Source organism: Duganella sp. AC917 (assembly GCF_979258245.1).
In genome coordinates this window covers 3,684,570-3,704,390 of record NZ_OZ409848.1, presented here as the reverse complement: position 1 = coordinate 3,704,390, position 19,821 = coordinate 3,684,570, and the positions used below count along the sequence as shown (strand labels likewise).

At 64.1% G+C, this 19,821-nt stretch carries 17 protein-coding genes; 10 read left to right on the top strand and 7 right to left on the bottom strand.

All coding sequences use genetic code 11. From position 1 onward, the window contains the following. The first annotated feature begins 18 nt into the window (after positions 1-18). Complete coding sequence (locus ACZ0BA_RS16070) at positions 19-891, top strand: hypothetical protein (protein ID WP_463452219.1); 873 nt, start codon at positions 19-21, stop codon at positions 889-891. 47 nt (positions 892-938) lie between these two features. Here the strand turns inward: ACZ0BA_RS16070 and ACZ0BA_RS16065 are convergent, their stop codons facing one another. The 3 genes from ACZ0BA_RS16065 to ACZ0BA_RS16055 all read right to left on the bottom strand — a co-directional run bounded on the left by ACZ0BA_RS16065 (position 939) and on the right by ACZ0BA_RS16055 (position 4,013). Next, positions 939-2,405 (bottom strand): aminotransferase-like domain-containing protein, encoded by a 1,467-nt coding sequence (locus ACZ0BA_RS16065; protein WP_463452218.1) that lies wholly within the window; start codon positions 2,403-2,405, stop codon positions 939-941. A gap of 10 nt (positions 2,406-2,415) precedes the next feature. Continuing rightward, on the bottom strand, positions 2,416-3,000 hold the full coding sequence (locus tag ACZ0BA_RS16060) for a LysE family translocator (protein WP_463452217.1): 585 nt from the start codon (positions 2,998-3,000) through the stop codon (positions 2,416-2,418). 107 nt (positions 3,001-3,107) lie between these two features. Next, positions 3,108-4,013 carry a LysR family transcriptional regulator gene (locus ACZ0BA_RS16055; protein WP_463452216.1) on the bottom strand — a complete coding sequence of 302 codons (906 nt, stop codon included), beginning with the start codon at positions 4,011-4,013 and terminating at the stop codon, positions 3,108-3,110. Between the two features lie 118 nt (positions 4,014-4,131). Between ACZ0BA_RS16055 and ACZ0BA_RS16050 the strand changes: the two genes are divergently transcribed. Beyond that, on the top strand, positions 4,132-5,391 hold the full coding sequence (locus ACZ0BA_RS16050) for an MFS transporter (RefSeq protein WP_463452215.1): 1,260 nt from the start codon (positions 4,132-4,134) through the stop codon (positions 5,389-5,391). Here ACZ0BA_RS16050 and ACZ0BA_RS16045 read toward each other — a convergent pair whose 3' ends face one another. Both ACZ0BA_RS16045 and ACZ0BA_RS16040 read right to left on the bottom strand, forming a co-directional pair. Next, entirely contained in the window at positions 5,392-5,973 is a 582-nt protein-coding gene (locus ACZ0BA_RS16045; protein WP_463452214.1) for a hypothetical protein, read from the bottom strand. Positions 5,974-6,123: 150 nt separating this feature from the next. Further along, positions 6,124-9,411, bottom strand: coding sequence for an EAL domain-containing protein (locus ACZ0BA_RS16040; protein WP_463452213.1), 3,288 nt, complete (start codon positions 9,409-9,411; stop codon positions 6,124-6,126). Positions 9,412-9,591: 180 nt separating this feature from the next. Between ACZ0BA_RS16040 and ACZ0BA_RS16035 the strand changes: the two genes are divergently transcribed. Then, a complete protein-coding gene (locus tag ACZ0BA_RS16035; protein WP_463452212.1) occupies positions 9,592-9,921 on the top strand; it encodes a hypothetical protein in 330 nt (109 codons plus the stop codon). 27 nt (positions 9,922-9,948) lie between these two features. Here the strand turns inward: ACZ0BA_RS16035 and ACZ0BA_RS16030 are convergent, their stop codons facing one another. Together ACZ0BA_RS16030 and ACZ0BA_RS16025 are read right to left on the bottom strand one after the other, a co-directional pair. Then, the gene (locus ACZ0BA_RS16030) at positions 9,949-10,404 is read right to left on the bottom strand and encodes a GNAT family N-acetyltransferase (RefSeq protein WP_463452211.1); all 456 of its coding nucleotides are present in this window, start codon (positions 10,402-10,404) and stop codon (positions 9,949-9,951) included. Between the two features lie 2 nt (positions 10,405-10,406). After that, complete coding sequence (locus tag ACZ0BA_RS16025; RefSeq protein WP_463452210.1) at positions 10,407-11,642, bottom strand: CaiB/BaiF CoA transferase family protein; 1,236 nt, start codon at positions 11,640-11,642, stop codon at positions 10,407-10,409. A gap of 115 nt (positions 11,643-11,757) precedes the next feature. Between ACZ0BA_RS16025 and ugpQ the strand changes: the two genes are divergently transcribed. From ugpQ to ACZ0BA_RS15990, 7 genes are all read left to right on the top strand, one after another. Next, positions 11,758-12,510 carry a glycerophosphodiester phosphodiesterase gene (gene ugpQ, locus ACZ0BA_RS16020; RefSeq protein WP_463452209.1) on the top strand — a complete coding sequence of 251 codons (753 nt, stop codon included), beginning with the start codon at positions 11,758-11,760 and terminating at the stop codon, positions 12,508-12,510. 79 nt (positions 12,511-12,589) lie between these two features. Next, positions 12,590-15,202, top strand: coding sequence for an alanine--tRNA ligase (gene alaS / locus ACZ0BA_RS16015; RefSeq protein WP_463452208.1), 2,613 nt, complete (start codon positions 12,590-12,592; stop codon positions 15,200-15,202). A 223-nt stretch (positions 15,203-15,425) separates the two neighbouring features. After that, a complete protein-coding gene (locus ACZ0BA_RS16010; RefSeq protein WP_373999957.1) occupies positions 15,426-15,683 on the top strand; it encodes a sulfurtransferase TusA family protein in 258 nt (85 codons plus the stop codon). 185 nt (positions 15,684-15,868) lie between these two features. Next, entirely contained in the window at positions 15,869-16,618 is a 750-nt protein-coding gene (locus tag ACZ0BA_RS16005; protein ID WP_090315761.1) for an electron transfer flavoprotein subunit beta/FixA family protein, read from the top strand. A 10-nt stretch (positions 16,619-16,628) separates the two neighbouring features. Next, positions 16,629-17,567 (top strand): electron transfer flavoprotein subunit alpha/FixB family protein, encoded by a 939-nt coding sequence (locus ACZ0BA_RS16000; RefSeq protein WP_463452207.1) that lies wholly within the window; start codon positions 16,629-16,631, stop codon positions 17,565-17,567. Between the two features lie 75 nt (positions 17,568-17,642). Next, positions 17,643-19,433, top strand: a complete 1,791-nt coding sequence (locus tag ACZ0BA_RS15995; protein ID WP_463452206.1) for an acyl-CoA dehydrogenase — start codon at positions 17,643-17,645, stop codon at positions 19,431-19,433. A 135-nt stretch (positions 19,434-19,568) separates the two neighbouring features. After that, positions 19,569-19,808, top strand: a complete 240-nt coding sequence (locus ACZ0BA_RS15990; protein WP_463452205.1) for a hypothetical protein — start codon at positions 19,569-19,571, stop codon at positions 19,806-19,808. The last annotated feature ends 13 nt before the right edge of the window (positions 19,809-19,821 follow it).

Sequence of the window (19,821 nt, the reverse complement as noted above, 5' to 3'; positions counted from 1 at the left end):
TCGAAGGATACCGAAGCGATGCTGCCAGCGTTAGTCGTAGAGAATTTGCCGCGCCTGACACGCGCGATCCAGCAACTGGCGACCCATCCGGACGATGAGGCCGCCTACGCGCTGGCCGACGAGCTGACCGGCATCACGGCGATGGTGGCCGAAAAGTTCACCAACGACCGCACCGCCGAGGGCATCCAGAAGGCGCTGCAGTTGACGGTGGGCGGCGTGTCGCTGGGGCTCGATCATGTAATTCCGAACGAGACGGATCTGGCGGCGCTGGAGTTCCTGATCGAGCATGGCGCCGAGCACGCGTTCCAGATCGGTTTCCGCATGATCAAGGACTTGTCGGCGTTGCCGGAGGATACCCTGGTCGGCGAATACGATACCGATCCGGTGTATTCGGCGCGGCGCTTGCGCGACCTGTTCATCGAGCTGTGCCAGACCGACCCGAACCAGAACTGGAACGGCGCGGACCGCTACAACGTCATGTTGAAGCAGCGCAAAGAGGTGCAGGCGATTGTGCGGCTGGCCGGCTGGCTGCGCCGGCACAACACCGAGGGGCCGGTCAGCGATACCGATCTGAATGCCGAGGGCGTGATCGCGCTGGCGATCATCTTCGCGATCGAAGGCGGGGGCAGGGTGGTGGCGCGCACCGGGCAGAAGGAGTTCGAGCGTTTCGTTAAGTCGGTGCGCAAAAACAAGCCGGATTACGAAGAGGGCTGGGCGGCGCTGGTGGCCAAGGTGCCGGTGCAGCATCATCCGGTGTTGCTGGACCGGATCGAGAGTTACCGCCAGACGTGTACCGTGATTCAGCACATCAAGGGCCGCACGGCGATGAAAACCTTGTTTGCCGAGCTGGAAAATTATGCCGGCTCGGAGTTGGACGCCGACTACTCATAACCGCTGCAGGCTCGGCCTGACCTGGCTAAGGCGGGCGTGGCCGATGCTCAGGAGTTGCCGCCGATGCTGGCGGCGCCGCTCGCGCGGGCCAGGCTTGAACGCGCGTCCGCCAGCGCACGCAGGCGTTCTTCAAGATAGGCGCTCACGCGCGGATGCTGGCTGAAGGCAACGTTGAAGCGGATGTGCTGGTCCGGCGTGTCGTTGGCCGAGAACGCGGCGCCGCGCATCATCAGGATCTTGTTGCGGTACGCGTCCTGCACCAGCAAGTTCACGTCCAGCCCTCCGGGCATGGAGCCCCACAGGAAAATGCCGGCGTCGCCGGGTTGCTCGAACAGCACGCCGGCCGCGCTCAGTTGCCGCGTGCTGGCGTTGCGCGCCACCATGATTTTGCGTTGCAGCCGTTCCAGGTGTTTGCGCAGGTTGCCGGCCTTGAGCACTTCCAGCAAAACGTATTCGTTCAGCGCGGGCAAGGTCATGATGGCGTGGATCTTGGTTCGCATCAGCGGCTTGAGCAGGGCTGGCGCGGCGGCCAGGTAGCCCATGCGCAGCGCCGGGCTCAGCGCCTTGCACAGGCTGGAGTAGTAGATCACGCCGTCCAGTCCGGACAGCGATGCCAGCCGCGTGCTGTGGCCCTGCTGGAAATGGCCGTGCACATCGTCCTCGGCGATCAGAACGCCATACTGCTGCGCCAGGATCAGCACCTTGTGCAGATTGGCGGCGCTGCTGCTCCACCCGGTGGGATTGTGCAAGGCCGTCTGCATGAATAGCAGGCGCGGACGGTGCGCGCGACAGGCGGCTTCCAGTTCGTCCAGGTCAAGGCCATCGGGGTGGCGCTTGATGGGCACCAGGCGCGCGCCGTCCTGGCGCAGCCGCCCAAACATCAGGAAGTAGCCGGGATCTTCCACCAGCACCGTATCGCCGGGTTGGAGAAATGTGCGGCAGATCAGATCGATCGCATGGGTGGCGCCGAAAGTGGTGAGGATGTGGCTGGCGTCCGCGGCGACGCCGATGCCGCGCAACAGCAGCGCGATCTGCTCACGCAGTTCGGCCAGCCCCTGCGGTGGACAACGCGAGGCCATGCCCGCCGCGCTGCGCGCCAGGCCGCGTTGCACGGCGGCCGCCGGCAGCGCGTCTTGCAGCCAGGCGGGGGGCAAGGCGCCGCTGCTGGCCTGCAGCACGCCCGGCCGCAGGTCGTTCACTTGCTGGATCATCCAGACCGGCTCCTGCTCGTGGCCCGCTTCCAGCGCAACCTCGTCGGGAATGGCGCGGCCGGCGTCGGTTGGCGCGCACACGAAGAAGCCCGCCGTGCCGTGCGTATCGATGACGCCGGCGGCTACCAGCCTGTCATAAGCCACCACAACAGTGTTTGTGCTGACCGCCAGTTGCGTGGCGAGCTGACGGATCGACGGCAGTTTGGTCCCGCCAGACAGGACGCGTTGTGCGATCTGCTGGCGCAACGCGGCCTCGATCTGCCTGGACAGGGCGACGGGCGAGGAGCGGTCGATGGCGAACATGGGTACTAGTCTAGCGTAAAAACATCGCGCCCAGGACCACCAGGATGGCGCCCATCGCCAGATTGAATAGTCGCTGGTTGCGCGGCGCTTTCAGCACGCCGCGGATCGAGACGCCGAACAGCGCCCATATGGCGTTGCACGGCATGCCCACCGCGGTGCCGATCACGGACACCAGCAGCGCGCCGACGAGCATGTTGTTTTGCGAAGGCATGAAGACCGAGGCCATGGTGATCGCCTTGAGCCAGCTCTTGGGGTTCAACGCCTGAAACAGCGCCGCCTGGGCAAACGACACGGCCTTCGGTGCGCTGGTTCCCGCCACCGGGGCGGCGGCAAGCTTCCAGGCCAAAAACATCAGGTACAGCGCGCCAGCGATCCGCAGCATCTGCTGTGCCAGCGGGTACGCGATGAACACGCTGCCCAGCCCCACGCACATGAGTATGGTCTGCACAAAGATGCCGACCTGGATGCCTAGGATAACCGGCAGCGCGCCGCGATAGCCAAAATTGGCGCCGGTGGTGGCCAGCATCACGTTGTTCGGCCCGGGCGTGGCGGACATCACAAAGCAATAGCTCATCAAAGGCAGGAGTTCGGTCATGGCAGGCGGCCGCAGCGTGGAGAAGGCCCCAGTCTAGAAGCGCGGCGCGACCGGGACAAGGCACAAGCGGCCGTGTACAAGCACATGCTGTATCAGTCGAACGACTGCTACAGCGGCAATTCATGCTTCGCCGCCTCCAGCGCGATCGCCCTGAACGCGGCCACCAGCGGCGAAATCTCGTCCTTGCGCTGCGCCAGCAGCAGCGCCGTGGTCGCATCCTTGTCGGCCAGCGGCCGGTACAGCACCCCGCTCAAGCGGATGATGTCGAAAGAACTCGGCAGCACCGCGATCCCGAAACCCGCTGCCACCAGTCCCGCCATCGTCGACGCTTCGCCGGCCTCCATCGCGATGGTGGGCTCGAACCCGGCCGCGCGGCACAGCCGGAAAATCTGCGGGTGGATGCCGGTGCCGGCCGTCTTCGGATACATCACCAGCGGCTGCCCCTCCAGATCACTGATCCGCAAGGTTGCCCTGGTCGCCAACGGATGCTCCTCGGGCACCACCAGCACCAGCGGATCGCGCCGCAACTCGGTCATCGTCACCGCCTCGGGCAGCGCGGATTCGGGCGGCCGCACCAGTCCCAGATCGAGCTCGCGGCTGGCCAGCGCGTCGATCTGCGCCAGGGTCGAGCGTTCGTGCAAGGTCAGCGTGACGCCGGGATAGCGCTGGCGGTAGCGGTTGATGACGGTCGCGAACAGCGGCGTCAGCGGTGTCGAAAACGTGAAGCCGACCCGCAACTCGCCGGCCTCGCCACGTTCGGCGCGGCGCGCGGTCTGCACCGCCTGCTCAGCGAGCGACAGCACGCGGCGCGCATCGTCCAGGAACAGTTTTCCCGCCTCGGTCAGGCGCACCCAGCGCTTGCTGCGCTCCAGCAGCTGGGCGCCCACTTCGGCTTCCAGCATCTGGATCTGGTGGCTCAGCGGCGGCTGGCCGATGTGCAGGCGCTCGGCGGCGCGGGTGAAACTCAATTCCTCGGCGACCGCGACGAAGTAGCGCAAATGACGTAGTTCCAAGCTCCCGCTCCTCACTAGTAATCGTTTTAAAGTATAACAAACGACTTTAATATATATTGGACAGTCGTACAGTGCAATCCTAAGATGGACCTATCGAGTTTTGCACCGGAATACCACCATGTCTTCAAGCACAGCTTCGGCCTCGGCCTTACCCGTTTCCCCGGCACCGTACGTCGCGGCGCCACGCATTGCGGCCGGCAGCGCGGCGTTCAAACGCAGCAACCGCGCCATGTTCTTCGGCGGCTTTTCCTGTTTCGCGCTGCTGTACTGCGTGCAGCCATTGATGCCCTTGCTGTCCCACGAATTCGCGCTGAGCGCGGCGCAAAGCAGCATGGTGCTGTCGGTATCGACCGCCGCGCTGGCTTTATCTCTTGTCGCGTCGAGCGCGATGTCCGAGCGCCTGGGCCGCAAGCCGCTGATGGTGGCGGCGATGGCGATCGCCGCGCTGATGACGATACTGTGCGCCTTCGCCGACAACTATCCGCAACTGTTGGCGATGCGGGCGCTGCTCGGCGTCGCGCTGGGCGGCATGCCGGCCATTGCCATGGCCTACCTGGGCGAGGAGATCGAGCCGGGCTCGCTGGGCTTGTCGATGGGCCTTTACATCAGCGGCAGCGCCTTTGGCGGCATGGCGGGGCGGGTGATCACGTCGGTGTTGAGCGATCATTTCTCGTGGCGCCTGGCGGTCGGCGCGGTCGGCGTGGCCGGCTTGCTGGCGGCCTGGGAATTCTGGCGCAGCCTGCCCGCCTCGCGCCACTTCGTGCCGTCCGGCGGCGGCCTGCGCTCGATGGCGTCCGGTTTCAAACTGCACCTGTCCGATCCGGGATTGCCGTGGCTGTTCGCGCTGGCCTTCCTGCTGATGGGCGCCTTCGTCAGCCTGTACAACTACATCGGTTATCGCCTGCTGGGCGCGCCGTTCGGTCTGAACCATAGTCTGGTCGGCGCCGTGTCGTTCCTGTACCTGCTGGGTATCTACAGCTCGGTCTGGGCCGGGCGCCTGGCGGACCGCTTCGGCCGCCGCCATGTGCTGTGGGCGGTGATGGCGATCATGATTGTCGGCTTGCTGCTGACCTTGTCCAACTGGCTGCCGCTGATACTGGCCGGCGTGGCGCTGTTCACCTTCGGCTTTTTTGCCACGCACTCGGTGGCCAGCAGCTGGGTCGGCCGGCGCGCGACCACCAGCAAGGCGCTGGCGTCGGCGCTGTATTTGTTCTTCTATTATCTCGGGTCGAGCGTGATCGGTTCGGCCACCGGCGTCATGTGGGGCCGCGACGGTTGGCCCGGCGTGGTCATTGTGCTGGGCGCGGCGCTGTTCCTGGCGATGCTGGTCGCGTTGCGCCTGCGCAGCCTGGCGCCGCTGGGCGTGGCGGAAAGATAATCAACGAGGACAATTGGCGTAGGCTTTGCGGCCGTCCGGATAAATGTCGATGCAATAGGTCAGCAGGGCAGTGATGATCTTGTAAGTGCGCCGCTTGTTCTCGCCGCCCGGCGTGCTCAGCTCCACCATTCTGGCGCCTTGATACCACTTCGGCGGCACCGCCTCGTGGGCGGCGTCGAAGCCGCGTTGTAGCAGGGCCTGTTTGCTGTCCGGTGGCGGCAGCGGTTCGGCGATGGGGAAGGTCTTGCGTAATTCCTTGTCGATCTTGCCGGCGTCGAGACGGGCCTGCGCGAGGATGCTGTCGGCACTATGGGGCTGCGGCTCTGCCGGCGGCTGTGCGAAGGGATCGTAGGGCGCAGCAGCTGCGGGCGCGGCTGGCGCTGGCGCGCTTTCACTGGCCGCGGCTGGCGGCGCCAACACCGGCTCCGCGACCGGTGAAATCCGCCGGGGCGCTGCGGGCAGGGTTTTTACGCGTGGCGCCGGCGCCGCCTTACGCGGCAGCTCCACTGTCGGCAAAGGCAACAGCCATTGAATCGCGTTGCGCGCAGCGCGCGGCGCGTCGGCGAACCGTTGGCTCTGCATCAGAAAATATACCAGCGCGAGGTGTGCGAGCCCGGCTAGCAGCAAGCCGGGCCAACGGTGTTGGCGTTGAGGTGTCATGGCCGGCATTGTAGCCGCGCGGCCGGCTGCGATTTATCTTTGTTGCAAGTATCGCTGCGTGATGCCGATGGTCTAATCCGGCGCGTCCCCATTGTCGTCGCCGGCATTGAGCAGCCGGTGATATTCGAACGCTTCCTGTATGTTTTCGCGCAAGGTCTGGTCGTCCCACGGCTTGGTGTAGAAACGATAGATCTCGCCGCGGTTGATCGCGTTGAGCACCGATTCCAGATCCGCATAGCCGGACAGGATGATGCGTATCGTGCCCGGGTACATGGTCTTGACCCGGCTGAGGAATTCCGTACCGTTCATGCCCGGCATTTGCTGGTCGCTGATGACCACCTGCACCTCGTGCATGGCGAGCAGGTCGAATGCCTGTTCGGCCGTCTCGGCGCTGAGGATTTGGTAGCCGTCGACACGGAACAGGCGTTTGAGCGAAGACCGGATCGACGGCTCGTCGTCCAGCAGCAGCAAGGTCTGCTGAGGGCGCTGCGCCATGTTTGGCGCCTGCGGCAGGGCGCGCTCCTGCCGCAGCAGCTCGGCGAAATCGTCCGGCGGCAAAGGCCGGCTGAAGAAATACCCCTGCATCTCGTCGCAGCCGTGGCGCCGCAGGTAAGCGAGCTGCGCCTCGGTTTCGACGCCCTCGGCGATGACCTTGAAGCCCAGGCTGTGGCCGAGCGCCAGCACCGAGCGCACGATCGCGGCCACCTTCGGCTCGGCCAGCATCTCGCGCGTGAACGACTGGTCGATCTTCAGGTAGTCGACCGGGAACTGCTTCAGATAGGCCAGGCTGGAATAGCCGGTGCCGAAGTCGTCGATCGACAGCGCGATGCCGAGCCGCTTGAGCTGTTCGACCACCGCCACCGCCTCGCCGACGTTGTGCATCATCAGGCTCTCGGTCAGCTCCAGTTCCAGGTATTGCGCCTCCAGGCCGCTGTCGGACAGCGCCGCCAGGATTTCGCCGGTCAGCGCGGGATCGCGGAACTGCCGCGCCGACAGGTTGACGGCCACCCGCAGCGGCGTCAGCCCCGCCGCCTGCCAGGCCTTGTTCTGGGCGCAGGCGGCGCGCAGCACCCAGCGCCCGATCGCCACGATCAGGCCGGTCTCCTCGGCCACGCCGATGAAGCGCGCCGGCGACACCATGCCCATCGTCGGATGGCGCCAGCGCAGCAGCGCCTCCATGCCGACCACGGCGCCGCTGCGCAAATCGACCTTGGGCTGGTACTGCAGGCTCAGCTCGTTGCGCGGCAGCGCGTGGCGCAGCTCGGCCTCGATCATCGTGCGCTCGGCGATGCGGGTATGCATGGCCGCCTCGTAGAACTGGATCTGGTTGCGGCCGGCTTCCTTGGCGCGGTACATGGCGATGTCGGCGTGCTTGAGCAGTTGCTGCGGCTCGGCGCCGTCGTTGGGGTAGACGCTGACGCCGATGCTGCACGTGATGGTGAACAGCTGCTTGCCCAGCGCCACCGGCGCGCTGACGGCGTCGAGCACGCGCTCGAGCAGGATCGACATCGCGCGGCCGTCGGCGTCCGGCATCAGCAGCAGGAATTCGTCGCCGCCGAGCCGGGCCACGGTGTCGCCGGCGTCGAGGCAGGCGCTCAGGCGCGCGGCGATGGTGCACAGCAGCTCGTCGCCGGCCTGGTGGCCTTCGCTGTCGTTGACCAGCTTGAAGTTGTCGAGGTCGATGAACGCGACCCACACGCTGTGGCCGTAGCGCTGCGCGTAACTGATCGCTTGCGCCATGCGGTCGCCGAACAGCGCGCGGTTGGGCAGGCCGGTCAGCGCGTCGTGGCTGGCCTGGTGCTCCAGCTGTTCCTGATAGTTGATGGTCTCGGTCAGGTCGGTCAGCACGCAGACATGGTGGCCGATCTCGCTGCCCGCGCCGGCGGTGTACACCGGCGCCAGATGCAGCTGGGTCCACAGCGGGGCGCCGTCGCGATGGCGCGCGCCCATCAGCAACGTCACTTCCTGGCGCGATTGCAATGCCGCGCGCAGCGCCTCGCCGTCGTCGCTGCGCTGGTCCTGGCCGAGCAGTTCGTCGAGCCGGCGGCCGCTGGCGGCCGCGCCGCTGTGGCCGAACAGGCGCGCGAAGGCGGGATTGGCATACTCGACCAGGTCGCCGGCGGGGCCGTGCGCGGTGATGACGATGGCGTTGACGCTGGCGTCGAGCGCGCGGCCGCGCAGCTGCAGCATCGTCTCGTTCTGTTTGCGCTCGGTGATGTCCTCGATCATGCCCAGCACGCCGATGGTGTTGCCGTGCTGGTCGTGGAACGGCATCTTGTTGATCAGGTACCAGTGCACCGTGCCGTCGGCCAGCGTCATGTGGTCCTGGCGGTCCAGCTGCGGCAGGCCGCTGGCGATGATGACGCTGTCCTCGGCGCGGATCGCCTCGGCGCTTTGCGCCCATGGCAACTGCTCGTCGCGCTTGCCGGGCACTTGCGTCGTGCTGGCGAGCCCGGCGGAGCGGGCGAACACGGCGTTGCCGCCGAGGTAGTTGCCGTCGAGTCCTTTCCAGAAGATCTGATGCGGGATCTGGTTGATGACCAGGTTCTTCAGCTCGCGCGAGGCGTGCAGCTCGGCCGCCATTTGCAATTGCTCGGTGACGTCGTGGACCACGACAAAGCGCGACGGGTGGCCGGCGATGGTCACCGAGTGCGACGAAATCTCCACTTCGATATGGCTGCCGTCGCGCTTGATGTGGGTCCAGCTGCCGGCGCGTTCGGCGCCCCTGGCCGGGGCGGTGGCCAGATTGCGCGCCAGCCGTTCGTGCTGTTCGGGCGGGCGGATGTCGCGGATCGTCATTTGCAGGAATTCGGCCTCCGTGTAGCCGTAGTGGGCGACCGCGGCGGCGTTGACGACCAAGAACTGTAGCGTTTGCAAGTCGTACACCCACATCGGTTGCGGATGGGCTTCGAACAAGTGCTTGAAACGCAAGCGCGACTCGAACACGTCGTAGTCGTCGAGCGGATACGACAGGCACAGGTAATGGCCCGGCTGTTGCGGCGTTGCGCGGCGCCACTCGACCGTCTGCGTGACCATGTGCGGAACGCCGGCGACGCTGACCAGCTCCAGCTCGCCGCGCCAGTAGCCGCGCGCGCGCGCCGTCGGCAGCGCTTCGTCCTTGAGCATCGGCACCGACCAGGTCGCATACAGCGCGGCGGCCGGCGTGTCGGCTGCGATGGGGCCGAGCGCTGAACCGGTGTGGCCGTTGAACCACAGCAGCGTGCCGCCTTCGTCGATCGCAAAAGCGTAATAGGGGCTATGGGCGAAAAATTGCGCCAACGGCTGGTGTTCGGTGTCGCGGAGGGGGGCGGAATACTGGTGGCTGTCCATGTCCGTTCTGGAGGTGCGGGCTTTGTTCATGAATACTAACAGATGCGACTGGGCCTGCGTAGCACAGCTGGCTTATCTAAAATGAAGGCGATTTCGACGGTGCTCTGACCTGCGTCAATGAGCGGACACGTGGCCTGAAACTGGTTGTATGGTGGACGGTCGAATCTGCACTGGCACGCCTGTGCCTGATCCAACAGGGGAGGAGTCACCATGCTGCAAACGAACGACATCGAGCACCGGTTTCATTTACTCGAGCAAGCGATAGGCCAGGCGGCGCAGGCGAGTTCGGCCGAGCTCAATCTGCCCAGCGAGCTGCGCGACAGCATCCAGCGCGTGGACCGGTTGTCGGACACGGCGCGCGAGATCCTGTTGTCGCAGGACGCGCAGCGCATCCATAAATTGATACGCGATATGGAATTGATGGCCGAGCGCGCCAAGCGGGTATGCGTCAACATTCCGCAGTTGTCGGCGCAGATGAAGGGCTCGGTCACCCAGATGCACAGTCAGATCATCGAGTTGAAGCGTGACGTTTTAAGGTGAGCCGGCAACGGCGGCGGACGCGGCGCGTTAATCGGCCACCTTGATCACGGCGATCATCTCGCCGATCTCGTCCAGGCCGGTTTCCTCGAAGCCGAAGCTTTGATAAAACGTCCGCGCGGAAGTGTTGTCCGGCTTGTAGCAAATCGTGATCAGCTTGACGTCCGGCTTGGCCTTGAGTTCGTCGAGCAGCAATGTCATCGCGCGCCGGCCGATGCCCTTGCCCTGGCGCGGGAAATCGACCATGAAACGGTAGATGCCGTATTCGCCGGGATTGTCGTTCGACTGGCGGTCGTACAGCAGGAAGCCGGCCGGTTCGCCGTCGCAGTAGATGCCGCGCGGGATGTAATCGGCGTAGAACTTGGCTTGCGCGATCGAGAAGGCATTGCTGGCGATGAAATCGCGCTGGTGCTCGGGCAGCTCCATGTCCATGAAGGCCTCGAAGTTGTGGCCGGTGATTTCTTCCAATGTGACGTTGCTGCTCATGCTCAAAGAACTCCTTTGTTGCGCAGGGTGGCGATGTCGGCCGCGCTGTGGCCGAGCAGGTCGCGCAGCACCTCGTCGGTGTGCTGGCCCAGCAGCGGCGGTGGTAATGTGGTGGCGTCGTCGGCCGGGGCGCCGGACATGCGCATCGGACTGCGCACCAGCTTGACCTTGCCGGCGGTCGGGTGAGGCACTTCCATCACCAGCTCGCGCGCCAATACCTGCGGATTTTTATAGACATCGTCGAGGTTGTTGATCGGGCCGCACGGCACGCCGACCGCTTCCAAGTGATCGATCCAGAAATCGCGACTTTGCGCCAGCACCATGTCCGCCAGCAGCGGCACCAGCTCGTCGCGGTTTTTCACGCGCAACGGATTGGTGGCGTACCGTGCGTCGAAGGCCAGGTCGCCGCGTCCGCCCACTTCGACGAACTTTTGATACTGGCCGTCATTGCCGGTGGCGACGATGATGTAGCCGTCCGAGCAGGCGAAGGTTTGATACGGCACGATGTTCGGATGCGCGTTGCCCCAGCGCTTGGGCGGCTTGCCGCTGTTCAGGTAGTTGCTGCCCATGTTGGCCAGCATCGCCACCTGCACGTCCAGCAGCGCCATGTCGATGTACTGGCCGCTGCCGTCGCGGTCGCGCTGGGTCAGCGCGGCGAGGATGGCGATGGTGGCGTACATGCCGGTCATCAGGTCGGTCAGAGCGACGCCGGCTTTTTGCGGGCCGCCGCCGGGCAGGTCGTCGCGCTCGCCCGTCACCGACATCAACCCGCCCATGCCCTGGATCAGGAAATCATAGCCGGCGCGGTGCGCGTACGGGCCATCCTGGCCGAAGCCGGTCACCGAGCAGTAGACCAGGTCCGGCTTGATGGCCTTGAGCGAGTCGTAGTCGAGGCCGTAGCGTTTGAGCTGGCCGACCTTGTAGTTTTCCAATACCACGTCGCAATGCTTGACCAGTTCGCGCAGCAGCGCCTGGCCTTCCGCGCTGGCGATGTCCATCGTCACCGAGCGTTTGCCACGGTTGGCCGCCAGGTAGTAGGCGGCCTCGGTGGTGTCGTTGCCATCGGCGTCCTTCGCGTACGGCGGACCCCAGGCGCGCGTGTCGTCGCCGGCGCCGGGACGTTCGATCTTGATGACGTCGGCGCCCAGGTCGGCCAGATTCTGCGAGCACCACGGTCCGGCCAGCACCCGGCTCAGGTCGAGCACGCGGATGTGGCTTAACGCTTTTTGAGCTGTCATGATATGTCTAACCTTTTGAGTATTCCTATCAGGCCGCCAGTGTAGTGTCTGCGCGGCATTCGTGATAGTGTGGAGTTGGTTTTATAACAAATATTTATCTGCTGGAGACATCGTTATGTGGCCATATCCGAAAATTGTTGCACATCGTGGCGGCGGCACCTTGGCGCCGGAAAACACGGTCGCCGGGCTGCGCGCCGGCCTGGCCTACGGCTTCCATGCCGTCGAGTTCGATGTGATGCTGTCGCGCGACGGCATCGGCATGGTGATGCACGACGACGATTTCGGCCGCACCGTAGCAGGCTCCGGCAGCGTGCCGGGCACCGACGCCGTCGATCTGGCCGCGATGGACGCCGGCGCCTGGTTCGGCCAGCAGTTCAAGGACGAACCGGTGCCTTACTACACGCAATTCATCGATTACTGCAAAGCCCAGCGCATCTGGATGAACGTCGAAATCAAGCCGGCGGCCGGTTTCGAGCCCGAAACCGGCCGCTGGGTTGCGCAAGTTACCCGCGACAGCTACGCCGCCGAGATCGCGGCAGGCGATCCGGCCGCCATTCCGCTGTTGTCGTCGTTCAGCTTTGGCGCGCTGATAGCTGCCCGCGACGCCGCCCCGGACCTGCCGCGCGGCTACCTGCTGGACCGGATTCCGGACGACTGGCAGGCGCAGGCGCAAGAACTGGGCGCGGTCGCCATCCACACCAACCACAAGCACCTGACTCCGGAACTGGCACGGGCGATCAAGGCCGCCGGGTATGGCCTGTTTTGCTACACCGTCAACGAGCCCGAGCGGGGCAGCGAGATCCTGTCGTGGGGCGTGGACGGCTTTTGCACCGACCGCATCGATCTGATCGGCCCGACGTTCGCCTAGCCAGCCCGCCGGCAACCCTGCCGTTGACGGGGTCATATATAATCAACCCTTTGCATTTGCCAGCTACCCTGCTCACGACATGAAATCAACTGAAATCCGCGAGAAATTCCTTAAGTTTTTTGAATCCAAGGGTCATTCGATTGTCCGTTCCAGCTCCCTGGTACCTGGCAATGACCCGACCTTGCTGCTGACCAACAGCGGCATGGTGCAATTCAAGGATGTGTTCACCGGCACCGACAGCCGTCCGTACACCCGGGCGACGTCCGTGCAGCGCTGCGTGCGCGCCGGCGGCAAGCACAACGATCTGGAAAACGTCGGCTATACCGCGCGCCACCACACTTTCTTCGAAATGCTGGGCAACTTCAGCTTCGGCGACTATTTCAAGCGTGACGCCATCAATTTCGCGTGGGAACTGCTGACCAAGGTGTACGGCCTGCCGGCCGACAAGCTGACGGTCACCGTCTACATGGAAGACGACGAGGCTTACGACATCTGGGCCAACGAAGTGGGCGTGCCGAAAGAGCGCATCATCCGCATCGGCGACAACAAGGGTGCGCGTTACGCTTCGGATAACTTCTGGCAGATGGCCGACACCGGCCCATGCGGCCCGTGCACCGAGATCTTCTACGACCACGGCGCCGACATTCCAGGCGGCCCGCCAGGCTCGCCGGACGAAGACGGCGACCGCTTCATCGAAATCTGGAACCTGGTGTTCATGCAGTTCAACCGCGACGAGGCGGGCGTGATGCACAAGCTGCCGAAGCCGTGCGTCGACACCGGCATGGGCATGGAGCGCCTGGCCGCCGTGCTGCAGCACGTGCATTCGAACTACGAGATCGACCTGTTCCAGGCGCTGATCAAGGCCGCCGCGCGCGAAACCGGCGCCACCGACCTGGAAAACAAGTCGCTGCGCGTGATCGCCGACCACATCCGCGCCTCCGCGTTCATGATCGTCGACGGCGTCATTCCAGGCAGCGAAGGCCGCGCCTACGTTCTGCGCCGCATCATCCGCCGCGCGCTGCGTCATGGCCACAAGCTGGGCCAGACCAAGCCGTTCTTCTACAAGCTGGTGGCCGATCTGGCGATCGAGATGGGCGGCGCCTATCCGGAGCTGGAGGAAGCCAAGGACCGCGTGGCCCAGATGTTGAAGGCCGAGGAAGAGCGTTTCGGCGAGACCCTGGAAACCGGCATGAAAGTGCTGGAAGCGCAACTGGCCAAGGACAGCACCGGCATCGACGGCGCCACCGCCTTCACCCTGTACGAAACCTACGGCTTCCCGCCGGACCTGACCGCCGATATCTGCCGCGAACGCAATATCACGTTCGATCAGGAAGGCTACGACGCGGCATTGAAGGAGAGCCAGGAACTGTCGCGCAAAGGCGGCAAATCGGTCAAGGACAGCAAGGTCGAATACTCGGGCGAGAAGAACAAGTTCGTCGGTTACGACAACCTGAGCCACGCCACCAGCAAGATCGTGGCGCTGTACACGGGAGGCACGTCGGTGCAGGAACTGACGGCCGGCCAGAGCGGCATCGTGGTGCTCGACACCACGCCGTTCTATGCCGAATCGGGCGGCCAGGTCGGTGACCAGGGCACGATCACGGCCGGCGCCGCCGCGTTCAGCGTGGACGACACGCTCAAGGTGCAGGCCGACGTGTTCGGCCACCACGGCACCCTGACCGGCGGTTCGCTCAAAGTGGGCGACGCGGTCAGCGCGGACGTCGACCAGGGCAAGCGCGCGCGCACCATCCGCAACCACTCGGCGACCCACCTGATGCACAAAGCCCTGCGCGAAGTGCTGGGCGGCCACGTGGCGCAAAAGGGCTCGCTGGTCGACGCGGACAAAACCCGTTTCGACTTCAGCCACAACGCGCCGCTGACGGCCGAGCAGATCGCCGAAGTGGAAGCCAAGGTCAATAAAGAGATCCTGGAAAACCATGCGACCAAGGCGCAGCACATGTCGTTCGACGACGCAGTCAAGCATGGCGCGATGGCGCTGTTCGGCGAGAAGTACGGCGACAAAGTGCGCGTGCTCGACATCGGCACCTCGAAAGAGCTGTGCGGCGGCGTCCACGTGCAGCGCACCGGCGACATCGGCCTGTTCAAGATCATCTCGGAAAGCGGCGTCGCCGCCGGTATCCGCCGCGTCGAAGCCGTAACCGGCGAGGGCGCGCTGGCGCTGGTGCAGTCGATGAACCGTCGCCTGCTGGAAGCGGCCGCCGCGCTGAAATCGAATCCTGAAGAGCTGACCGTGCGTATCGGCCAGGTGCAGGACCATGTCAAGGCGCTGGAGAAGGAACTGGCCGCGCTGAAGTCGAAGCTGGCTTCGGGGCAGGGCGACGAACTGGTCACGCAAGCGGTGGACGTCAACGGCATCAAGGTGCTGGCGGCCACGCTGGACGGCGCCGACGTGGCCCGCCTGCGCGAGACCATGGACAAGCTGAAGGACAAGCTGAAGACCGCCGCCATCGTGCTGGCAAGCGTTGCCGATGGCAAGGTCAGCCTGATCGCCGGCGTGACGGCGGACGCCACGTCCAAGGTCAAGGCCGGTGAGCTGGTGAACTTCGTTGCACAACAAGTGGGCGGAAAAGGCGGCGGACGCCCCGATATGGCGCAGGCCGGCGGAACCGATCCAAGCGGCTTGCCGGCGGCGCTGGCGGGTGTTGCCGCATGGGTAGGCCAACGCGCCTAAGGTAACTATCAAGCTGCAACAACGCTTGATACGCAGCATTAATGCATCACCGAAGCGGCCCGCGTGTCAAGCGCGGGCCGCTGTTGTTTAAGCAGACTTATTGTAAAATCGCAAGTTCACGTTGCGAACTTGCAACGCGCAATGAACTATTTTGGTGCAGCGCGTCAACTGCCGGAAATTGGAGTACTATGACGAAAGTGCTCAACAAACTAGCGGGTTCTTGATGACCGACACGATACTTGAAAACGAAATCATGGAATTCCACAAAGAACTCGACGCGCGCGGCCTGAATTGCCCGCTGCCGATTCTTAAGGCTAAAAAAGCCTTATCCGAGTTGCAAAGCGGTGAAGTACTGCGCATTATGGCAACCGACCCCGGTTCCGTGCGCGACTTCCAGGCGTTCGCCAAGCAGACCGGCAACGCTCTGTTATCCCATGTGCAAACCGGACGTGAATTCGTGTTTTTGATGCAGCGCAAATAGGCGCTGCCCACCTCAGCAGTACTCTTCCCTGTAGAACCGCCGTCTAGGACAACCCAGTTTTAGACGGTTTCTACTAGCAAAAAATCGCACGATCGTGCTTTAATTTCTTGTGCGCGGCGGATTTCTCATATAATCTAGCCCACATTTAGTCCCGAACATTTATACATTTTCCCAAAGGCACAGCTATGAAAGTCTTGGTACCCGTCAAACGCGTGGTCGACTACAACGTCAAGGTTCGCGTCAAGTCCGACGGCACGGGCGTTGATATCGCCAACGTCAAAATGTCGATGAACCCTTTCGATGAGATCGCGCTGGAAGAGGCGATGCGCCTGAAGGAAGCCGGCAAGGTCACCGAAGTGGTGGCGGTGTCGTGCGGCGTGACCCAGTGCCAGGAAACCCTGCGTACCGGCATGGCGATCGGTGCCGATCGCGGCATCCTGGTCGAGACCTCGGTCGAGCTGGAACCGCTGGCTGTCGCCAAGCTGCTCAAAGCGCTGGCGGACAAGGAACAGCCGCAGCTGATCATCCTGGGCAAGCAGGCCATCGACGACGACTCCAACCAGACCGGCCAGATGCTGGCCGCGCTGCTGGGTTGGCCGCAAGCGACGTTCGCGTCGAAAGTGGTGCTGGAAGACGGCAAAGTCACCGTCACCCGCGAAGTGGACGGCGGCCTGGAAACCCTGGCGCTGACCTTGCCGGCCATCGTCACCACTGACCTGCGTCTGAACGAGCCGCGCTATGTGACCTTGCCGAACATCATGAAGGCAAAGAAAAAGCCGCTGGACGTGACCAAGCCGGAAGACCTGGGCGTCGATGTGACCCCGCGCCTGAAAACCCTGAAAGTCGTCGAGCCTGCCAAGCGCTCGGCCGGCATCAAGGTCCCGGACGTCGCCACCCTGGTCGCAAAACTGCGCACCGAAGCCAAAGTTATCTAAAGGAACAATCATGGTCGCATTAGTCATCGCAGAACACGACAACGCCAGCCTGAAGGGCAGCACCCTCCACACCGTGACCGCGGCCGCCCAGTGCGGTGGCGACGTGCACGTGCTGGTCGCAGGCTCGAACGCCGGCGCCGCCGCAGCGGCCGCCGCGCAAATCGCCGGCGTGTCGAAAGTCATCGTGGCCGACGCCGCGCACTTTGCCGACGGCCTGGCCGAGAATGTCGCCGAGCAGGTGCTGGCGCTGGTGCAGGGCGACACCTACAGCCACATCCTGGCGCCGGCCACCGCCTACGGCAAGAACATCCTGCCGCGCGTAGCCGCCAAGCTGGACGTGGCGCAGATTTCGGAAATCACCAAGGTCGATTCGCCGGACACCTTCGAGCGCCCGATCTACGCCGGTAACGCCATCGCCTACGTGCAATCGTCCGACAAGATCAAGGTCATCACCGTGCGCGCGACCGGCTTCGACGCCGCTGCCGCCACCGGTGGTTCGGCCGCGACCGAAACCGTCACCGCCGTCGGCGATACGGGCAAGTCGAGCTTTGTCGGCCGCGAGCTGGCCAAGTCGGACCGTCCGGAACTGACCGCCGCCAAGATCATCGTTTCCGGTGGCCGCGGCATGGGTTCGGGCGACGCCTTCAAGATCCTGGAGCCGCTGGCGGACAAGCTGAACGCCGCCATGGGCGCCTCGCGCGCCGCGGTCGACGCCGGCTACGTGCCGAACGACTGGCAAGTGGGCCAGACCGGCAAGATCGTCGCGCCGACCTTGTACATCGCCGTCGGTATTTCCGGCGCGATCCAGCATTTGGCAGGTATGAAGGATTCGAAAACCATCGTCGCGATCAACAAAGATCCTGAGGCGCCGATCTTCTCCGTTGCCGACTACGGCATCGTTGGCGATCTGTTTGAAATCGTGCCGCAACTGGTTGCAGAACTGGGCTAATACAGCCTGAGCGCAACCGAGCCACGCTGATCCGGTACCACCGGATTGCCGTGGCTTTTTTCTTGGAGACATAAGATGCCCTATCAAGCACCCCTGAAAGACATGCTGTTCGTAATGAACGAACTGGCGGACCTGGCCGGCGTCAACGCGCTGCCGGGCAACGAGGACGCGACCCCGGACACGGCCGAAGCCATCCTGGAAGAAAACGCGAAATTCGTCAGCAACGTCATCGCGCCGCTGAACCATCCGAGCGACAAGGAGCCCAGCTATTGGCACGACGGCCAGGTGACCACGTCCAAGGGCTTCAAGGAAGCCTTCAAGGCGTTCGGCGAGGCTGGCTGGCAGGGTGTGCAGCATCCGGTGGAGTTCGGTGGCCAGGGCTTGCCCAAGCTGTTTGGCACGCCGTGCATCGAAATGCTCAACGCCGGCAGCATTTCGTTCGCACTGTGCCCGCTGTTGTCGGACGGCGCGATCGAAGCGCTGCTGACGGCCGGCAGCGACGAGCAGAAAGCCATCTATCTGGAAAACCTGGTGTCGGGAAAATGGACCGGCACGATGAACCTGACCGAGCCGCAAGCCGGCTCCGACCTGGCCGCCGTGCGCACGCGCGCCGTGCCGCAGGGCGACGGTACCTATAAAGTGTTCGGCACCAAGATCTACATCACTTACGGCGAGCACGACTTCTCCGAGAATATCGTCCACCTGGTGTTGGCGCGCACGCCGGATGCGCCGGCCGGCGTCAAGGGGATTTCGCTGTTCATCGTGCCGAAGTTCCTGGTCAACGCCGACGGTTCAATCGGTGAGCGCAACGACGCCCATTGCGTCTCGCTCGAGCACAAGCTGGGCATCAAGGCCAGCCCGACCGCCGTGCTGCAATTCGGCGACCACGGCGGCGCGATCGGTACTTTGGTCGGCGAAGAAAATCGCGGCCTCGAATACATGTTCATCATGATGAACGCGGCCCGTTTCGGCGTCGGCCTGCAGGGCATCGGCCTGGCCGAGCGCGCGTATCAAAAAGCGGTGGCGTTCGCCAAGGACCGCGTGCAGTCGCGCGATCTGGCCGGTTCGGCCGGTCCGGTGTCGATCATTCATCATCCGGACGTGCGCCGCATGCTGATGAATATGCGTTCGCAGACGGAGGCGGCGCGCGCGCTGGCTTACGTCGGCGCCGGCATCAGCGACGTCGCCCACAGCCACGCCGACGCGGAAACGCGCAAGGCCAATCTGGCGGTGTATGAATATCTGGTGCCGATCATCAAGGGCTGGTCGACCGAGATGTCGCAGGACGTCGCGCGCGACGGCGTGCAGGTGCATGGCGGCATGGGCTTTATCGAAGAAACCGGTGCGGCCCAGCACTACCGCGATTCCAAGATTCTGACGATCTACGAAGGCACGACCGCGATCCAGGCCAACGATCTGGTCGGCCGCAAGACCGTGCGCGACGGCGGCGCTGTCGCCAAGGGCATCATCGCCCAGGTGCGGGCGACCGAAGCCGAGCTGGCAGCGAGCGGCTCGGCCGACGCCAAGGCGATCCTGGCGCAACTGTCGGCTGGCAGCAAGGATCTGGAGGCTGTGGTGGAATACGTTGTCGCCAACATGAAGAGCGACATCAAGGGTGTGTTCTCGGGCAGCGTGTTGTACCTGAAGCTGGCTGGCATCGTGCTGGGTGGCTGGCAGATGGCGCGCGCCGCCGTGATCGCGCAGCGCAAGCTCGACGCCAACGACGGCGACGCCGGCTTCTACAAAGCCAAGATTGCCACCGCGCGCTTCTTTGCCGACCACATCCTGTCGCAATCGTCGGGCCTGCGCACCGCGATCATCGACGGCAGCGCCGGCGTGCTGGCGTTGAGCGAAGAGCAGTTCTAAGCTGCTTGCGCAGAATCGAGAAAAAGCAGCTTCGGCTGCTTTTTTTTGCCCGTCCTTGAGCAAATCGTGGTTCCATATTTGAATCTGTTTGTGCGCTCGCTGCGTAAAACGAGGATGTTCACAGTGAGGTCTGCCATGAAATCGATCGTTATCGTCCCTATTAAGAGTAGCCGTAAGGCCTATGCCGTGAAACGCATGAATGACGCCGCTCGCCGCATGCTGCACGCGCAAACGACCGCAGAGGAAATTACGGCCGGGCATTGGGTGTTGGCCTGGGCAGTCGCCGCCGGGGCGCGGCCCTCGGCGCGCTCGGCGCGCTCGGTTCGCGACGTTGATGCGGCCATAGCGATGCAGGCGGATATCCGCCTGCACTGAAGAAGCATCGCTG

Coding starts and splice junctions, on each gene's coding strand:
- ACZ0BA_RS16070 (WP_463452219.1), top strand. CDS start 19: ATGCTGCCAGCGTTAGTCGTAGAGAATTTGCCGCGCCTGACACGCGCG.
- ACZ0BA_RS16065 (WP_463452218.1), bottom strand. CDS start 2,405: ATGTTCGCCATCGACCGCTCCTCGCCCGTCGCCCTGTCCAGGCAGATC.
- ACZ0BA_RS16060 (WP_463452217.1), bottom strand. CDS start 3,000: ATGACCGAACTCCTGCCTTTGATGAGCTATTGCTTTGTGATGTCCGCC.
- ACZ0BA_RS16050 (WP_463452215.1), top strand. CDS start 4,132: ATGTCTTCAAGCACAGCTTCGGCCTCGGCCTTACCCGTTTCCCCGGCA.
- ACZ0BA_RS16045 (WP_463452214.1), bottom strand. CDS start 5,973: ATGCAGAGCCAACGGTTCGCCGACGCGCCGCGCGCTGCGCGCAACGCG.
- ACZ0BA_RS16040 (WP_463452213.1), bottom strand. CDS start 9,411: ATGAACAAAGCCCGCACCTCCAGAACGGACATGGACAGCCACCAGTAT.
- ACZ0BA_RS16035 (WP_463452212.1), top strand. CDS start 9,592: ATGCTGCAAACGAACGACATCGAGCACCGGTTTCATTTACTCGAGCAA.
- ACZ0BA_RS16030 (WP_463452211.1), bottom strand. CDS start 10,404: ATGAGCAGCAACGTCACATTGGAAGAAATCACCGGCCACAACTTCGAG.
- ACZ0BA_RS16025 (WP_463452210.1), bottom strand. CDS start 11,642: ATGACAGCTCAAAAAGCGTTAAGCCACATCCGCGTGCTCGACCTGAGC.
- ugpQ (WP_463452209.1), top strand. CDS start 11,758: ATGTGGCCATATCCGAAAATTGTTGCACATCGTGGCGGCGGCACCTTG.
- alaS (WP_463452208.1), top strand. CDS start 12,590: ATGAAATCAACTGAAATCCGCGAGAAATTCCTTAAGTTTTTTGAATCC.
- ACZ0BA_RS16010 (WP_373999957.1), top strand. CDS start 15,426: ATGACCGACACGATACTTGAAAACGAAATCATGGAATTCCACAAAGAA.
- ACZ0BA_RS16005 (WP_090315761.1), top strand. CDS start 15,869: ATGAAAGTCTTGGTACCCGTCAAACGCGTGGTCGACTACAACGTCAAG.
- ACZ0BA_RS16000 (WP_463452207.1), top strand. CDS start 16,629: ATGGTCGCATTAGTCATCGCAGAACACGACAACGCCAGCCTGAAGGGC.
- ACZ0BA_RS15995 (WP_463452206.1), top strand. CDS start 17,643: ATGCCCTATCAAGCACCCCTGAAAGACATGCTGTTCGTAATGAACGAA.
- ACZ0BA_RS15990 (WP_463452205.1), top strand. CDS start 19,569: ATGAAATCGATCGTTATCGTCCCTATTAAGAGTAGCCGTAAGGCCTAT.